Here is a 16,402-nt window from a genome sequence, read left to right as displayed (position 1 = left end):
CAGAGTGTACAGAATCGGACAACTAAAAAAAATGGCCATTACGACTTGAGTACAAACAAACTGTGGGTATAATACGCCTCGCCTGAGCGCACTGCTCCGTTCGTCTAGTGGCCTAGGACTCCGCCCTCTCACGGCGGCAACAGGGGTTCGAGTCCCCTACGGAGTACCAAATTCGTGAGAAAACAAAGGGTTGGCAGGAAACTGCCAGCCCTTTTGTTTTTTCTCATCGCCCATCCTCTCAGCCACCACGACGCCAGGCATGGTAACGCTCCACCCACTGCAGCAGTTTCTCCGGCGCATGGGCCCGTTTCCAGTTTCCGGCGGCAAACTTGTTGGCTTCACTCCAGGTGGGATAGATATGGATAGTACCAAGAATCTTGTTCAGGCCGAGTCCGTGGCGCATGGCGGTGACAAATTCAGCAATCAGATCACCTGCATGCTCACCGACGATGGTTGCCCCCAGAATCTTGTCCTTGCCGGGGACAGTCAGCACTTTGACAAAGCCGTAGGCCTCCCCATCCGCAATAGCCCGGTCCAGATCATCCAGGCCGTAGCTGGTCACCTCGTAAGCCACCCCCCGCGCTTTCGCCTCCATCTCGTTCAGCCCGACCCGCCCTACTTCCGGGTCGGTGAAGGTGGCGAAGGGGATCACCGAGTAGTCCACCTTGAATCTGCGGAAACTGCCGAACAGGGCATTGACCGCGGCGTACCACGCCTGGTGGGCGGCAGTGTGGGTGAACTGGTACGGGCCGGTCACATCACCGCAGACATAGATATTGGGAAAATTGGTCTGTAAAAACTCGTTCGCCTCCACGGTACGCCTCTCGCTGATGCGCACCCCCAGCTCCTCCAGGCCGAACCCGCTGGTGTTGGCAGCCCGGCCAACCGCCACCAGCACCTGATCGAAGGGGATGGAGACCGTGCTGCCCTGGTACTCCGCCTTGAGGTGCTTCTCCCCGTCCACCACTTCAAATGATTTGGCGGTATGACCGGCCAGGATTTCGATCCCCTCATCCCTGAAGCGGGTCGTCACCAGTTCCGCCACATCCTCATCCTCCCGGATCATCAGGCGGGGGGCCATCTCTACGATGGTCACTTGGGAACCGAAACGGGCAAAGCACTGGGCCAGTTCGCAACCGATCGGACCACCCCCCAACACCAGCAGCCGCTTGGGCAGATCACGCAATGTCCACAGATCGTCAGAAGTCAGGTAGGGTATCTGGTCCAGGCCGGGGATCGGCGGCACAAAGGGACGTGCCCCGGTGGCCACGATAATGTTCCGGGTGGTGAGGGTCTGGCCATTCACCTCCACTTCATAAGGGGATTTGATCATCGCCTCCCCCTGGATCACATCCACCCCCAGTCCGGTGTAGCGCTCCACCGAATCGTGGGGCTCAACCTCTTTCACCACCCGCTGCACCCGTTCCATCACCTGGGCAAAATCAAACGCCGCCTCGGCCGACTGGAAGCCATAATCCTTGGCCCGCCGGGTCTGCTCCAGAAAGCGCGCCGAACGGATCAGCGCTTTGGAAGGCACACAGCCGGTGTTCAGGCAGTCACCCCCCATCCTGTGTTTCTCGATCAGGGTGACCCGAGCCTTAACCGCGGCCGCGATATAGGCCGAAACCAGGCCGCCGGAACCGGCACCGATCACCACCAGGTTGCGGTCGAACCGGTCCGGCTTGCGGTAGGGTTTCAGTACCTGGCGCGCCTGAATACCGTCCAGGATCTTGCGCGCAATAAGCGGGAAGACCCCCAGCAGCACGAAAGAGAGGATCAGTCCCGGGGACAGAATACCCGACAGGGAGTCAATCTTGCCGAGTTGGGTGCCGGCATTCACGTAGACAATCGTTCCCAGTAGCATACCGACCTGGCTGACCCAGGCGAAGGTGATGGTCTTGAGACTGGTCAGTCCCATCGCCAGGTTGATGACAAAGAACGGGAACAGGGGTACCAGGCGCAACCCGAACAGGTAAAAGGCACCATCTTTCTCGATACCCTTATTGATGGCCGCCAGTTTGTCCCCGAAGCGGGTCTGTACCATATCCCGTAACAGAAACCGGGAGATAAGAAAAGCCAGTGTCGCCCCCAGGGTAGAGGCGAAGGAGACCAGCACGGTGCCCCAGAACAGGCCGAAAATGGCCCCCACCGCCAGGGTCATCACCGCCGCTCCAGGTAGGGAGAGCGCTGTCACCAGCACGTAGACCAGGAACATCAGGGCAGCAGTCTGGAGGGGATGGGCCTGACGATAGGTTTCCAGGGCCGATTGCTGGGACTTGAGGTAGTCCAGGCTGAAGTACTGGCCCAGATCAAACAGGAAAAAACTGGCGATCAGCAGCACCAGCACAATTAGCATCATCAACCGGTTGCGGTTCATTTGACTCCCCTAGGTTATTAACATTTCTTATGGCAGTTGACCGCCTCAAGACTCTTTTTCTTTCGTCTAACCCGGACCGAAATATCCATGCAGCCACGCTGTATCAGTAAACTTTAGCCACGAACCGGATGACATCCCCGCTCCTGTCCGGAAACTCTATCTAAAATTCTCCCCGAATAAAGGATTAATTATTCAATTCAAGCCCTTCGGTTGCGTTATAATGGGGCGTTTTAGCCCTGACGATTAACCTGACACAAGACAGCCTGACGATCCATGGAAAAGACTTACGACCCCCACAATCTGGAAAAGCGTTGGTATCAGACCTGGGAAGAGCGCGGATACTTCGCCCCCGCCGCCGATGCCGACAGCCAGAACCCCTACTGCATCATGATCCCGCCGCCCAATGTCACCGGCAGCCTGCACATGGGGCACGCCTTCCAGGACACCATCATGGATGCTTTGATCCGCTACCATCGCATGAAGGGGGACAAGACCCTTTGGCAAGCCGGTTCCGACCACGCCGGCATCGCCACCCAGATGGTGGTGGAGCGGCTGATCAATGCCGAGGGCAAAACCCGCCACGACTACGGCCGGGAGAAGTTCCTGGAGAAGGTGTGGGAGTGGAAGGCCCAGTCCGGTGGCACCATCACCAGCCAGTTGCGCCGCATGGGGGCCTCGCTGGATTGGGAGCATGAGCGTTTCACCATGGACGAAGGACTCTCCGACGCGGTGAAAGAGGTATTCGTTCGGCTGTTTGAAGAGGGCTTGATCTATCGGGGCAAACGGCTGGTCAACTGGGATCCGAAACTGCATACCGCGGTCTCCGACCTGGAAGTGTTGTCGGAAGAGGAGAACGGTTTTCTGTGGCACATGCGCTACCCCTTGACCAACGGCCAGGGCCACCTGGTGGTCGCCACCACCCGCCCCGAAACCATGCTGGGCGACTGTGCGGTAGCGGTACACCCCGGCGACGAGCGTTACACGCACCTGCTGGGTGAGTTCGTGGAACTGCCGTTGACCGGCCGGCGCATCCCGATTATCGCCGACGACTATGTGGATCCCGAGTTTGGTACCGGCTGCGTCAAGATCACCCCGGCCCACGACTTCAACGACTACCAGGTGTGGCTGAGACACCGGGACGAGAAGGCGATCGCCGAGCAGCCCCATGGCGGCCTGATCAACGTCTTCACCATCGACGCGGCGATCCGTGACCACGAAGCCGATGAGAAGCACATTATTCCGGCCGACTTTATCGGCCTGGATCGGTTTGATGCCCGTAAAAAGGTGGTGGCCGATCTGCAATCCCAGGACCTGCTGGAGAAAATCGACGATCACAAGCTGATGGTGCCCCGGGGCGACCGTTCCGGTTCGGTGATCGAACCCTTCCTGACCGACCAGTGGTACGTCAAGGTGGAACCCCTGGCTAAGCCGGCCATCGAGGCGGTGGAGAGCGGCAAAATCCGCTTCGTACCGGACAACTGGAAAAACACCTATTACGAGTGGATGCGCAACATTGAGGACTGGTGCATCAGCCGCCAGATCTGGTGGGGCCACCGCATTCCCGCCTGGTACGACAGTGACGGCAATATCTACGTCGGTCGTTCCGAAGCCGAAGTGCGGGAAAAACACCAGCTGGCCGAGGATTACCCCCTGCGTCAGGACGAGGATGTGCTGGACACCTGGTTCAGCTCCGCCCTGTGGCCCTTCTCCACCCTGGGTTGGCCGGAACAGACCGAGCGGGTGAAGACCTTCTACCCCACCAGTGTGCTGGTAACCGGGTTTGACATCATCTTCTTCTGGGTCGCCCGCATGATCATGATGGGCCTCAAGTTCATGGATGATGTACCGTTCAAGGAGGTCTATGTACATGGACTGGTACGTGACAGCCACGGCGACAAGATGTCCAAGTCCAAGGGCAACGTGCTGGATCCGATCGACCTGATCGACGGCATCGACCTGGAAGCGCTGGTGAGCAAGCGCACCAGCGGCATGATGCAGCCACAGCTGGCCAAGAAGATCGAGAAGGCAACCCGCAAGGAGTTCCCCGATGGCATCCCCAGCTTCGGCACCGACGCCCTGCGCTTCACCTTCGCCTCCCAGGCCACCACCGGTCGCGACATCAAGTTCGACATGGGGCGCATCGAGGGCTATCGCAATTTCTGCAACAAGCTGTGGAACGCCGCCCGCTATGTGCTGATGAATACCGAGCAGCACGACTGCGGTCAGAGCGGGGGCGAACTGGAGTTGAGCATGGCGGATCGCTGGATCCTCTCCCGTCTGCAATCCACCATCGCCACTGTGACAGAGGCTACCGAGGGTTACCGTTTCGATCACGCGGCCAAGGCGATCTACGAGTTCACCTGGAACGAATACTGTGACTGGTACCTGGAGCTCTCCAAGCCGGTTCTGACCAGTGACAGCGCCAGCGAGGCCGCCAAGCGCGGTACCCGGCACACCCTGGTCACCGTACTGGAGACCTTGCTGCGACTGGCTCATCCCATCATGCCCTATATCACCGAAGAGATCTGGCAACGGGTCGCTCCACTGGCCGGTGCCCGGGGCGAAACCATCATGACCCAGCCGTTCCCGGTCCGGGATGACAGCCTGACCGACTCCGCTGCGGTCGCTGAGATGGAGTGGGTGATGCAGTTCATCCTCGGTATCCGCAAGATCAAGGGCGAGATGAACATCGCCCCCAGCAAGCCCCTGCCGGTGCTGCTGCAGAATGCCGATACGGAAGATCAGGCACGCCTGACCCGCAATCGCCACTACCTGGATTTCCTGGCACGGCTGGAATCCGCCTCCCTGCTGGCCAGTGATGAGGAACCACCGGAATCGGCCATGGCCCTGGTGGGGGGCATGAAACTGCTGATCCCCATGGCCGGCCTGATCGACAAAGAGGCGGAACTGGCCCGGTTGGAAAAGGAGCTCGGCAAACTGAAGGGAAATATCACCCGGCTCGAAGGCAAACTGAACAATCCAAAGTTTGTCGACAAGGCGCCGGAAGCGGTGGTGCAGAAAGAGCGCGACAAGCTGGCGAGCGAAATCGCTGCACTGGAGAAGCTGGAACAGCAGTTCAAGAAGATCCAGGCCCTTTAACAGACCCACACACCCCAGCCGCGGGTGGTGTTGCAACGGGTATTGCACATCGCTCCGCGGCCACTACACTTAAACCACTACAAGCGATCGAAAAACGGCCTATGATCTCCATCGACGCACAACACGAAGAGCTGAGAAACCGACTGTTTCAGGTCCGGCAGGAACACCGGGATCTGGATGTGGCCATCGCCGCGCTCACCGAGACGGCCTATCGAAACGAGCTGCAACTGAAACGGCTGAAACGGCGCAAGTTGATGTTAAAAGACGCCATCACCAAACTGGAAGATGAGCTGATCCCAGACCTGGACGCCTGACCGAAAACCGCACCCGCAGGAATCGACCCATGAAAATCACCCGATTGAATGAATGCGAACCCACCCCGGTCAACATGGCGGGCATCAAGGGTGTGGTGAAGCAGGTACCGATAGGCAAAGCCGACGGTGCACCCAACTTCTCCATCCGGGTTTTCACCCTGGAACCCGGCGGCCACACACCTCACCACTCCCACGAGAGTGAGCACCTGAACTACATCCTGGAGGGCAGCGGCGTAGCGTTGGAAGGCGACACGGAGCATGCGATACGACAGGGTGACTACCTGCTGGTCAAACCCCATGAAGTCCATCAGTACCGCAACACCGGGGATAAACCCCTGGTCTTCATGTGCATGGTACCTAGCGCCTACGAGTAATTCCCACCATAGCTTTCTGCCAATCCGCCCCCTGGTAGCAAAATCGCCCTGCTGCACACCTGATAGGGACCACCCTGTTCTTCCCTGGGCAGGACGGCATTGGGCTTTTTTATGGCGCTATTCGGTCAGAAACTGACAAGCTGCGGCACTTTAGCTGGTCCAGCTAATTATTTTAATTCTTTTTTTGGCGGGATATTTATAGCACAGACTGTTAAACAAACTTTACAGTTCGTTCAACGATTCCCCTGTCCGTGCAGCTGCAGCGTTAATATCACACTGATTTAGTTGGTTTTTGTATAATTGGCATGCTCCATGCTGCTGTTTACAGGCAGAGAGGAGTGTAAATAATGAAACGGATCACCGAACAGCTGGCCGAACTGCAGCCCCCGGATGAACAGGATAATGAGCAGAAGATTAAGCGTCGCGGGGTACTGAGCAAAACGGCACTTGCCCAGGAAAACCGTCAGTACCGGGGAACCACGGCGATCAGTGAGGGATGTCGGGAGAGTGGATTTGTACCGGCCTTCTACGACACCCTGTCTGACCGCAGCGTCATCTCCCGCTATGCCGATGGTAGTCAGGCCCCTATCCATCTGCTGGACGGGGTTCCGGTGGAATGGGTGTCTGAATATGACGCCGAGGGCCACGTGTCCAGCCTGCGCCCCGGAGTGATAGCGGGCTTTCTGCGGGATGGACGATTCTACACCCGGGAAGAGGTGGCAGAAGCGAAGTGACAGTTTGCAGATTCAGCTCTCCCGCCCGATAGCCAGTCTCTTAAGCACCTGGGCGGTGGCCACCATGGCAAAGGTGGCGGTAACTGCCATCGAGGAGCCGAAACCACCGCAATTGAGGCTGGAATCCGCCTCCCCCGCGGCCGGTTTGGTCTGGCACACCTCGCCGCTGCCATCCGGATAGACCTGCTGCTCATCCGAATAGACACAGGGCACATCGAAGCGACGTTTAGGATTTTTCGGAAAACCGTACGCCTTGCGCAACAGCTTGCGGGTCTTGGCCAACAGCGGGTCATGCTGGGTTTTATAGAGATCGGTCAGACGGATCTTCAGCGGATCGGTCTGCCCCCCGGCACCCCCCACGGTGACCAGCCGGATCCGGTTTCGACGACAGTGGGCGATCAGCGCCGCCTTCACCTTGAAGGCATCGATACAGTCCACCAGGCAGTCGTAGTCCGGAGTCACCAGTTGTTCCAGGTTATCCAGTTCGACAAACTCCTCCCGTGTGATCACTCGGCAGGACGGATTGATGGCCCGCACCCGCTCCGCCATGGCATCGACCTTGGGTCGACCAAACTGCCCATCCAGGGCATGGATCTGCCGGTTCACGTTGGATTCCGCCACATTATCCAGATCCACCAGGGTCAGGGCGCCAACCCCGCTGCGGGCCAGCGCCTCCACTACCCAGGAGCCCACCCCGCCGATCCCCACCACGCAGACATGGGCCGCAGCAAACCGATCGAGTGCCGCCGTCCCGTATAGCCGGGCAATACCGCCAAATCGTCTTGTGTAATCCATCCGCTATCCGAGTAATTGATTAACCACAACCCTGTCCGGTCTCTCCCGGATCGATCAAGCGGCCCATTCTAAGTGACCCCGACACAATAGCCCAACTACTGTTTGACCCGCTTTTACGCCATGGGCTATGGTAAATAGACCGATCGGTATATTTTAGGGTCGTTATGGAAACAAAAGGCGAACGCACGCGGCAGCATATTATTGACAAGTCACTGCAGCTTTTCTCCGTAAAGGGTTATTACAGCACGTCTATCAACAACATCCTGGAAGCCACTGACCTGACCAAAGGTGGCCTGTATGGCCACTTCGGGAGCAAGGAGGCGATCTGGTATGCCATCTATGACGAAGCGGTGAAACTGTGGCGCCGGGTGGTGTTCGAGGGCGTAAGCGGTATTGCGGATCCGCTGCAGCGCATCGAACAGGTGATTGAGAATGATCTGATGAACTACTTGGGTGGGCACACCTTCAAGGGAGGCTGTTTCTTTCTCAATTCCCTGGTGGAACTGTCCGGCCAGTCACCGGAGATGAGTCGAAAACTGCTGCGCGGATTCATCCGCTTCTCCAAGCTGCTGCAACGCTGGCTGGCCGAGGCGGAGTCACAGGGACAGATCCGTCCCGGCCTGAATCATCGGGAGATCGCCAACTTTATCTTCATCTCCCTGAATGGTGCGGCGGCGCTCTACGCAGCCACCCGGGATGAGAGCGTGCTGGTACAGACTACATCCCAGCTCCATCAGTATGTGAAACAGCTGAAAGCCTGATTGAGCACTGAAATGATCTGAACACTGTTCATCAATAACAACCCGAAGCCCGCACTGAACGGGCATCGAATCAGAAAAACATTAGCAGACAGGACTTTGCCATGAGTGAACATCTGGAACGTATCAAGGATTTTCAGCGCGAGCTAGTCAACCAGGGACTGGGGGCTGCCCTGCTCTTCTACTCCCGGGATATTTTCTATTACACCGGCATCGCCCAGCCGGCCTATCTGGCCGTTTTCCCCGACGACTACCGCCTGTTTGTGCGCAGTGGCTACCCCTATGCCCTGCAGACCGCCGCCATAGAACCCTCCCATATCACGGAAGAGCGTCGTCTCGACTTTATCTACCAGGAGTACTTCTCCTATCTCTGGAACAAGCGCCTCGGTATGGAACTGGACCTGCTGCCGGCCAACAGCTACCTGGCTTACCAGAAGCTGTTCGAGGATTTTGAACTACTGGATGTCTCACCGCTGATCATGCAGCAGCGGGCGGTAAAGAGTACCAACGAAATCGGCCAGATCCGGCGTGCCTGCCGGGTAGTGGAGGCTGGACAACAGGCGATCATACAAGGCCTGCGCCCCGGCATTACTGAACTGGAGCTCTCCGCCATGATTGAGAACAGCCACCGCCTGGCCGGCCATGAGGGGGGCATTTTCCTGCGCCATCCAGACCTCCCGCTTGGCATGGGGCCGATCAGTTCCGGCCCCAATCTGGCCGATTTCACCGGCCTGGTCTACTCAGTCTCCGGCGTGGGGTTGAGCCCGGCCCTGCCGATCGGCCCTTCCAACCGCATGATCAGCGATGGCGATCCGGTGGTGGTGGATATCCCCAGCATGGTCAACGGTTACCATGCCGACCAGTCACGCACCTATGTGGCGGGCAAGGCAACCCCCAGGCTGAAAGGACTGTATGCCGATCTGCTGGAGATCGCTGACTTTGTCATCGACAGTATCAAACCGGGCATGGGCTGCGATCAGGTCTATGATCTGGCGGTGGGAAAGGCGGCCGAACTGGGCGTGCAGGAGCAGTTCCTTAAATTCACCGGCGACAGCCACTGCCGGCTGATCGGCCACGGCGTCGGTATCGAAGTGAATGAACCGCCGGTGCTGATCGCCAACAACCGGGCTACCATTCCCGACAACTGTGTACTGGCGATCGAGATGCACATGCTGGACAAGCACGCCGGGGTGGTCAAAATAGAGGACACCGTGCTGATCAGCAGTACGGGCAACGAGATTCTGACCAAGGCATCACGGGACCTGATCGAGTGTACAACCACCGGTTAGGCAGGAGCAGAGATGACAAAAGAGCGGATCGCACTGGTGGGGGCCGGCGCAGCTGGCGGCGCTTTACTGCTGGCACTGCATCGGGCTGGTTACCCCATTGCCGGTATAGCCAGCCGGACACTGGCATCGGCACAACGCTGCGCCAGCCTGACGGGTAACCCGCCGGCCAGCGAAGATCCGGCCCCGGCGGTGGTGAGTGCCGACATTATCATCGTCGCCACCCCGGACGGCCAGATCGAACCGGTCTGCCGATCTATCGCCGATCAGGGCGTCATCCGCCCCGGCCAGCTGTTTCTTCACCTGAGCGGCGCACGCACGGCCGACACGCTGAAACCGGCCGCCCACAAGGGCGCTGAGGTACTCGCCCTGCACCCGATACAGTCACTGGCGGATCCGGAAAAAGGGGCCCAGCTGCTGTTGGGCAGCTGGTTCTGCCTGGAGGGCAGCGCCGCCGCCATCGGCCGGGGCACAGCTCTGGTGGAAGCCCTGCAGGGCCAGACCCTGGTGGTGCCGGCGGACAAGAAGGCACTCTATCACGCGGCTCTCTGTGTCGCTTCCAACTACCTGATCACACTGGAGTCCCTGGCGGTCACCCTGCTGGAACAGCTTGGCATCAACCGGCAGGACGGGCTGAAGGCGCTCCTGCCCCTGATAGCCGGCAGTGTGGATAACCTGGCCCACTCCGGTCTGCCCGATGCGTTGACCGGCCCCATCAGCCGGGGCGATACCACCACCATCGCAGCTCATATCGACGCCCTGCGGCAGATTCCCCCCGACTATCAGGCGATCTACCGCATGCTGGCTAAAGAGACCGTCAAGCTGGCCCTGGAGAAAGGCGGCCTGGACCAGGAGGAGGCAGAGCAGATCCAGCTGCTGCTCACCCCGCAGCCACCGGATGAGTGTCTGATCAGCTGAAGACCCGGCTTGGCGATGGAATCTGACCGGGAGGCCCATACCGCCAGACCGATACAGGGGAAAAGGGCGCAGCGCTCAGAACCCCTCAAAGACGCTCTGGGCGCCCTTTTTACGAACATTGCTGACATTGCCATCCATGATGAACTCCAGGAACTCCGTCTCATCCAGCGGATGACACAGCATGTAGCCCTGGAAGCAGTTGCAGCCACGCTTACGCAGAAAATCGAATTCCCGACTATGCTCCACCCCTTCGGCCACCACGCTTAAACCGAGCTTGGAGGCCATGGTGATAATCGCCTCCACAATACTCACCGTCTCGGGATCACTGATGATGTCATTGACGAATGACCGGTCGATCTTGATCTCATCCAGCGGTAACCGCTTCAGGTAGGCCATGGAGGAGTAACCGGTACCAAAGTCATCGATGGAAAACCGCACCCCGAGACGTTTCAGCTCGACCATTTTCGCCATCACCCCTTCCAGATTGGTGACCAGCATGTTCTCGGTCAGTTCCAGGGTCAGGCGGGTTGGATTGGCACCGCTGGTCTCCAGGTAATGGGCCACCTGACTGGTGAAGTCGGCCTGCTGAAACTGCTGCGGACTGATATTGACCGACAGATGGATCGGCCCTGCCTCGGCATACTCATCGGCCATTTTACGCAGCAGGTTACAGGTCACTTCCAGCACCTTGTTTCCCAGGGAGGTAATGATACCGATCTCCTCGGCTACCGAGATAAACTCACCCGGCATGATGAGCCCCCGCCCCGGGTGCTCCCAGCGCAGCAAGGCCTCAGCACCCAGGGTGTTGCCGGAGAAGTCGTGTTTCGGCTGCCAGAGTATTTTCAATTCATCCCGGTCCAGCGCCTGGCGCAGATCATTCTGCATTTTCAGCTGATCTTCGGAATGTTTGTGCATGGTGGGCAGGAAGAAACGGACCGTATTGCGCCCCGCCTCCTTGGCCCGATACATGGCGGTATCCGCCTGCATCAGAACATCGTCGGCGCTCTCACTGTTCTGCGGAAACAGGGAAACGCCGATGCTGGTGCTGGCATAGAGCCGGTGCCCCTGTACTTCATAGGCTTCCGACAACGCCGCCAAGACCTTGGCCGCCGCCGTTTCCACGTGTCGGGTATAGTCCTCCAGCCCGGTGCTCTCCTCCGCCAGCAACAGGACAAACTCATCCCCGCCCAGTCTGGCCGCGGTATCCTCCCGCCGCGAGCACTCGGTAAGCCGCCGGGCCACCTGCTGCAACAGGGCATCCCCGATGGGATGGCCCAGCGTGTCATTGATGGTTTTGAAGTTATCCAGATCCAGAAACAGCAGTGCACCGATGCGGGCATGGCGGCGACAGCGGGCCAGCATCTGGTTGAGCCGATCCAGCAACAGCCTTCGATTGGGCAGATCGGTCAGGGGATCATAGGTGGCCTGATACTCAACCAGTTCCTGGGCCTGATGCTGTTTGGTCACATCACGGAAACTCCAGACACGGCCTACAATCTCCCCCTCGATCAGTTGGGGATGGGAAAAGCTTTCAAAGATCCGCCCGTCCGTGAAGCGCAGGATATCCCGGGTCGCTGCCCCCGTGTCTGATAACTGTTCACGAATCCGCTGGATGAATCGCTCCCGGTTCTCCATCAGGGGTGCGGTAAAGGCGCGTAACCAGCCTTTCTTGTCTTTCCTATCCAGGGTTGGGGGAATATTCCACAGGGTGACAAAGCGGCTGTTGTAGATCACCACCCGCATGGTGTTGTCCAGCACCAGAATGGCGTCGGTGGTGGAGTTGAGGGTCGCTTTCAGCAGGGAAACCGTCTCCTGCAACTGCTGAATATCCGCCTGGGATTCGGCACTGTGGGGCCACAATCCCTGGCAATCCTGGGGGCATGGGTCGACAGTTGTCCCGGCTCCTGGCTCACCGACCACTGAACGGGTAATCAGGCTATCCAGTTCAGCCATTCTGCGATCCAGTGTCTCCAGTTCATGCCGGAGGTCCGGCTCGACACTGCTATCATCTGTCATATCCAAATCAGACACGTGCTTCCCTCGTCTGACAGGGCCGGTCGGATTCGTTGATCACCGGGGAGATTCACTTCATGGAGACTCGGCAGACGTTTGGTCCCGTCACCGGAAACAGCCAACCTGCCGCTACGCCACTGTAAAATCCGGGCCACCTGAATCGTTATGCCGTCCCTCTCGCTATCTGTGCGGTTGTTGTTTGACCTTCACTGAAGATCAATCTTGTTATGATGCCTGTTTTACGGGAGTAATAAACCACATACACTTTATGACCAATCCGGGGTGGATCCTGTCAGGAACCACCAAATCGTTTAACAGACCGCCACAGCTGGTTTGCCATGAGCCTGCCCGACCCTCTCCAACACCTGATCGGCGATAAGCTGGATCGGGAAATGAACTGGAAAAGCCGCTGTCATCGGCTGAATGGATACCTGCCAGCCACCTGCTCCAGCCCGGTCTTTATCAAACGAGAGGATGAACTGAACGCCAATGCAGTGGGCACCAAGCATCGCAAATACCTCAGCCTTTTGCCAACGCTAGAGCATAACGGCAACGACCGGATAATCTTGATAGGTAGCGCACATTCCAACAACGTGATGGGGCTTGCCCAGCTGCTGAGAAGTCGGGGCATGGATGTCTCCGTGCTGATAAAAGCGCCTGGAAACAGCCGCTTAATGGGCAATCACCTGCTGCTTACCATGCTCCTGCCACCCGACCGGATAGAGTATATCAGTCACCGGGAGTGGCCACAGGTAATGGAGATCGCTGACCAGCGGGTTGCTGAACTGAACAAGCGGGGCGTCTCAGCCACGGTGATCGCCGAGGGTGGTTACAACGAAGCGGTACTGCCCGGCATCCTCACTCTGGCCGCCGATCTGCACCGTAACATCGGAGAGCTTGGAATCGATTTCACCGACATCTGGAGCGATAGCGGCACCGGGGTCAGTGCTATCGGCCTGCTGCTCGGCATGCGATTACTCGGCCTTAGCGAACCCCGCGTCCATATCACCCTGATCGCCGGCAGTCCGGACGAGTTCCAGCACCGCTACCAACAGTTTGCACAGTGGCTGACCAAGCTGATGCAACAACCGCTACCGCCCCGATGCCCCGAAGTTCGGTTTATGCAACCGGCCAGCGCCGCCTCTTACGGCAGTATCAATAAAACCATCCTGAGTGAAAGCTGGGCCATTGCCCGGCAAACCGGGCTGCTGATGGACCCGGTCTACTCGGTGAAACATTTTTACACGGTCAAATGCGCCATGGAACGCCAGGCGCCGACCGGGCCACAGTTGATCCTGTACAATGGCGGCACCCTGGCCATGTGTGGATTTCAATCCGCGCTTGCATCCCAGCAACCGATAGTGTAGAAAGAATGGCACTTGAAACTATTTCAACGCCCTTCCCTGTTCACAAAGTCGGGACGGGCTGGATTCAGAACAACAGACCGGTAACGGAAAAAGTAACAGACAACCCATGAAAATTCGTGCGCTGATGGTAGTGGTATCTCTGGTAGTAGTCGTAACCCGACTGCGCGGAGAGACTATCGGCTAGCATTTTTCACCCAAACACCGAAAAGACCTCCGCATCGAAAGATCCGGGGGTTTTTTTTTGCCCAGGGACGGGCTTATGCCGCGCAGGCCATGGATGGCCGGGAGCGACTTTGCCCAGGGACGGGCTTATGCCGCACAGGCCATGGATGGCCGGGAGCGGCCCAGACATTGAACCGGGAGCCAACAGAGAGATGAATGGAGCGCAATACATTGTTAGAAAACTGATGTCCGAAGGGGTCGATACGCTGTTCGGTTACCCCGGTGGCTGTGTCATGCCGATCTATGACGCCCTGCTGGAGAGTCCGGTCCGGCACATCCTCTGCCGCCACGAACAGGGCACCGCCTTTGCCGCCAACGGTTATGCCCGCTCCAGCGGCCGCATCGGCGTCTGTCTGGCCACATCCGGCCCCGGCGCCACCAACCTGATGACCGGACTGGCGGACGCCTACATGGACTCTGTCCCCATGGTGGCCATCACCGGACAGGTACCCACCCCGCTGATCGGCACCGACGCTTTCCAGGAGATCGATGTGCTGGGCATGAGTCTGCCGATCACCAAGCAGAGTTTCCTGGTGCAATCGATCCAGGAGCTGCCGGAGATACTGGACCAGGCCTTCCGTATTGCCCGGGAGGGACGCCCCGGCCCGGTACTGGTGGATCTGCCCAAGGATGTCCAGCTGGCCTCGCTGCCCGGGCATACCTTGCCCCAACCGGCAGCTGAACCTGACCAGCAACCACTCCCGGACGAGCAACTGCAGGGGGCGATCGAGCTGCTCAGGAGCAGCCGTAAACCGATCATCTATGGTGGTGGAGGTATCCTGCTGGGCGATGCCATCAATCTGTTCCGCAAATTTGTCGAGACCAGCGGCATACCGGCCGTTTTCAGCCTGAAGGGACTGGGCGCCCTGCCCGGCAACCATCCCTTGAACCTGGGTATGCTCGGTATGCACGGCTCAGTGGCGGCCAATCAGTTGGTTCAGGAGGCCGACTTATTGGTCGCGGTGGGGGTACGCTTTGACGACCGGGTCACCGGCAAGCTCAACCGCTTTGCCCCCAATGCCCGGGTCATTCACCTGGACATCGATCCGGCGGAGATCGGCAAACTGCGTCCGGCCAGTTGCGCATTGGCCGGGGACATCCGGCAGAGTCTGAAGGCAATGACCCTCCAGCTGAACCTGGAAGAGTGGCAGACAGAGTGCCGGGAACGGCGGGACCGGGATGGCTTTTCCCTGCCGAAGCCGGAGGGCATCACCGGCCCCCACTTCATGCGCCAGCTGTCCCGGATGACCCGCGGTCACGCCATCATCAGCTGCGATGTGGGCCAGCACCAGATGTGGGTGGCGCAACACTATGCGTTTAACCATCCGCGCCAGCACCTCACCAGTGGCGGACTGGGCGCCATGGGATTTGGTCTGCCGGCCGCCATCGGCGCCCAACTGGCCAATCCGGAAACCCCGGTGATCAACATTGCCGGCGACGGCTCCTTCCAGATGAACACCCAGGAGCTGGCCACCATCGGCCGTTACCAGCTGCCGATCAAGATCATTATTCTGGATAACCAGGCACTGGGGATGGTGCGACAGCAGCAGGCGGTCTGCTACCAGGAACGCTACAGCGAGATCGATCTGTCCGACAACCCGGACTTCTGCACCCTGGCGCGGGCGTTCAATATCGCCGCCCACTCCATATCTGAACCCGAAGATATGGCCTACGCCATCGGCAAACTGCTGGATGCGCCGGGCCCGGCCCTGCTGCATGTAGCCATTGCAACCGAACACAACGTCTGGCCTATGGTGAAGCCGGGCGACGCCAACGACCAGATTCTGACCGATCATCAAACAACTACAGGAGCGCACCCATGATATTCAGCCTGCATATTAAGGCCCAATCCACCCCGGCCATGCTGGAGAAGATTCTTCAGACCACCCGGGTGCGGGGGTTTGCCGTCCGCTCCATGGACGTCAAAAACAACGATGCGGAACGGCTGCTCAAAGTCCATCTGACTGTTGAAAGCGACCGCCCGCAGGAGCGTCTGGTGACCCAGTTGAACAAGCTTGGCGGCATCCGGGAATTAAGCTCCCTGCATGCCGTGGCCGACCCTGCACCACAGATGGGGGGCGATTACGGCAAGGTATCGCTCATGTATCCCCTCTAGCCGGGGTATCCCACACCGCCGAACCCAAA

General features: G+C 58.7%; 13 protein-coding genes and 1 tRNA gene. 11 read left to right on the top strand and 3 right to left on the bottom strand.

Annotation, left to right across the window (positions count from 1 at the left end):
• Nucleotides 1-93: 93 nt before the first annotated feature.
• Nucleotides 94-169, top strand: a tRNA-Glu gene (locus tag AAY24_RS02315).
• A 69-nt stretch (nucleotides 170-238) separates the two neighbouring features.
• Here AAY24_RS02315 and AAY24_RS02310 read toward each other — a convergent pair.
• On the bottom strand, nucleotides 239-2,359 hold the full coding sequence (locus tag AAY24_RS02310) for an FAD-dependent oxidoreductase (RefSeq protein WP_418064574.1): 2,121 nt from the start codon (nucleotides 2,357-2,359) through the stop codon (nucleotides 239-241).
• A 291-nt stretch (nucleotides 2,360-2,650) separates the two neighbouring features.
• On the opposite strand from AAY24_RS02310, the gene AAY24_RS02305 reads away from it, so the two are divergent.
• The 4 genes from AAY24_RS02305 (at nucleotide 2,651) to AAY24_RS02290 (ending at nucleotide 6,898) form a co-directional block, all read left to right on the top strand.
• Nucleotides 2,651-5,476: a valine--tRNA ligase gene (locus AAY24_RS02305; protein ID WP_046858310.1), complete on the top strand. Its 2,826-nt coding sequence runs from the start codon at nucleotides 2,651-2,653 to the stop codon at nucleotides 5,474-5,476.
• A gap of 101 nt (nucleotides 5,477-5,577) precedes the next feature.
• Complete coding sequence (locus AAY24_RS02300; RefSeq protein ID WP_046858309.1) at nucleotides 5,578-5,790, top strand: YdcH family protein; 213 nt, start codon at nucleotides 5,578-5,580, stop codon at nucleotides 5,788-5,790.
• Between the two features lie 29 nt (nucleotides 5,791-5,819).
• Complete coding sequence (locus AAY24_RS02295; RefSeq protein WP_046858308.1) at nucleotides 5,820-6,164, top strand: cupin domain-containing protein; 345 nt, start codon at nucleotides 5,820-5,822, stop codon at nucleotides 6,162-6,164.
• A 347-nt stretch (nucleotides 6,165-6,511) separates the two neighbouring features.
• Complete coding sequence (locus tag AAY24_RS02290) at nucleotides 6,512-6,898, top strand: hypothetical protein (protein ID WP_046858307.1); 387 nt, start codon at nucleotides 6,512-6,514, stop codon at nucleotides 6,896-6,898.
• Between the two features lie 12 nt (nucleotides 6,899-6,910).
• Here AAY24_RS02290 and tcdA read toward each other — a convergent pair whose 3' ends face one another.
• Entirely contained in the window at nucleotides 6,911-7,693 is a 783-nt protein-coding gene (tcdA, locus tag AAY24_RS02285) for a tRNA cyclic N6-threonylcarbamoyladenosine(37) synthase TcdA (RefSeq protein WP_046858306.1), read from the bottom strand.
• Nucleotides 7,694-7,857: 164 nt separating this feature from the next.
• On the opposite strand from tcdA, the gene AAY24_RS02280 reads away from it, so the two are divergent.
• The 3 genes from AAY24_RS02280 (at nucleotide 7,858) to AAY24_RS02270 (ending at nucleotide 10,655) form a co-directional block, all read left to right on the top strand.
• Nucleotides 7,858-8,454: a TetR/AcrR family transcriptional regulator gene (locus AAY24_RS02280; protein WP_046858305.1), complete on the top strand. Its 597-nt coding sequence runs from the start codon at nucleotides 7,858-7,860 to the stop codon at nucleotides 8,452-8,454.
• 101 nt (nucleotides 8,455-8,555) lie between these two features.
• Nucleotides 8,556-9,740: a M24 family metallopeptidase gene (locus tag AAY24_RS02275; RefSeq protein ID WP_046858304.1), complete on the top strand. Its 1,185-nt coding sequence runs from the start codon at nucleotides 8,556-8,558 to the stop codon at nucleotides 9,738-9,740.
• 12 nt (nucleotides 9,741-9,752) lie between these two features.
• The gene (locus AAY24_RS02270; protein WP_046858303.1) at nucleotides 9,753-10,655 is read left to right on the top strand and encodes a Rossmann-like and DUF2520 domain-containing protein; all 903 of its coding nucleotides are present in this window, start codon (nucleotides 9,753-9,755) and stop codon (nucleotides 10,653-10,655) included.
• Nucleotides 10,656-10,730: 75 nt separating this feature from the next.
• Here AAY24_RS02270 and AAY24_RS02265 read toward each other — a convergent pair whose 3' ends face one another.
• Entirely contained in the window at nucleotides 10,731-12,671 is a 1,941-nt protein-coding gene (locus AAY24_RS02265) for a putative bifunctional diguanylate cyclase/phosphodiesterase (protein WP_052761006.1), read from the bottom strand.
• Between the two features lie 389 nt (nucleotides 12,672-13,060).
• On the opposite strand from AAY24_RS02265, the gene AAY24_RS02260 reads away from it, so the two are divergent.
• The 3 genes from AAY24_RS02260 to AAY24_RS02250 all read left to right on the top strand — a co-directional run bounded on the left by AAY24_RS02260 (nucleotide 13,061) and on the right by AAY24_RS02250 (nucleotide 16,373).
• Complete coding sequence (locus tag AAY24_RS02260; RefSeq protein WP_199930466.1) at nucleotides 13,061-14,035, top strand: hypothetical protein; 975 nt, start codon at nucleotides 13,061-13,063, stop codon at nucleotides 14,033-14,035.
• 374 nt (nucleotides 14,036-14,409) lie between these two features.
• The gene (ilvG, locus tag AAY24_RS02255) at nucleotides 14,410-16,080 is read left to right on the top strand and encodes an acetolactate synthase 2 catalytic subunit (protein WP_046860945.1); all 1,671 of its coding nucleotides are present in this window, start codon (nucleotides 14,410-14,412) and stop codon (nucleotides 16,078-16,080) included.
• Complete coding sequence (locus AAY24_RS02250; protein ID WP_046858301.1) at nucleotides 16,077-16,373, top strand: ACT domain-containing protein; 297 nt, start codon at nucleotides 16,077-16,079, stop codon at nucleotides 16,371-16,373. The genes ilvG and AAY24_RS02250 overlap by 4 nt, the downstream gene beginning before the upstream one ends.
• Nucleotides 16,374-16,402 lie beyond the last annotated feature (29 nt).

Origin of the sequence: Sedimenticola thiotaurini (genome assembly GCF_001007875.1) — a bacterium.
Classification (GTDB): domain Bacteria; phylum Pseudomonadota; class Gammaproteobacteria; order Chromatiales; family Chromatiaceae; genus Sedimenticola; species Sedimenticola thiotaurini.
This window is presented reverse-complemented; position numbering and strand designations above follow the sequence as displayed.

Coding starts and splice junctions, on each gene's coding strand:
- AAY24_RS02310 (WP_418064574.1), bottom strand. CDS start 2,359: ATGATGCTAATTGTGCTGGTGCTGCTGATCGCCAGTTTTTTCCTGTTT.
- AAY24_RS02250 (WP_046858301.1), top strand. CDS start 16,077: ATGATATTCAGCCTGCATATTAAGGCCCAATCCACCCCGGCCATGCTG.
- ilvG (WP_046860945.1), top strand. CDS start 14,410: ATGAATGGAGCGCAATACATTGTTAGAAAACTGATGTCCGAAGGGGTC.
- AAY24_RS02300 (WP_046858309.1), top strand. CDS start 5,578: ATGATCTCCATCGACGCACAACACGAAGAGCTGAGAAACCGACTGTTT.
- AAY24_RS02290 (WP_046858307.1), top strand. CDS start 6,512: ATGAAACGGATCACCGAACAGCTGGCCGAACTGCAGCCCCCGGATGAA.
- AAY24_RS02270 (WP_046858303.1), top strand. CDS start 9,753: ATGACAAAAGAGCGGATCGCACTGGTGGGGGCCGGCGCAGCTGGCGGC.
- AAY24_RS02280 (WP_046858305.1), top strand. CDS start 7,858: ATGGAAACAAAAGGCGAACGCACGCGGCAGCATATTATTGACAAGTCA.
- AAY24_RS02265 (WP_052761006.1), bottom strand. CDS start 12,671: ATGACAGATGATAGCAGTGTCGAGCCGGACCTCCGGCATGAACTGGAG.
- tcdA (WP_046858306.1), bottom strand. CDS start 7,693: ATGGATTACACAAGACGATTTGGCGGTATTGCCCGGCTATACGGGACG.
- AAY24_RS02260 (WP_199930466.1), top strand. CDS start 13,061: ATGAACTGGAAAAGCCGCTGTCATCGGCTGAATGGATACCTGCCAGCC.
- AAY24_RS02275 (WP_046858304.1), top strand. CDS start 8,556: ATGAGTGAACATCTGGAACGTATCAAGGATTTTCAGCGCGAGCTAGTC.
- AAY24_RS02305 (WP_046858310.1), top strand. CDS start 2,651: ATGGAAAAGACTTACGACCCCCACAATCTGGAAAAGCGTTGGTATCAG.
- AAY24_RS02295 (WP_046858308.1), top strand. CDS start 5,820: ATGAAAATCACCCGATTGAATGAATGCGAACCCACCCCGGTCAACATG.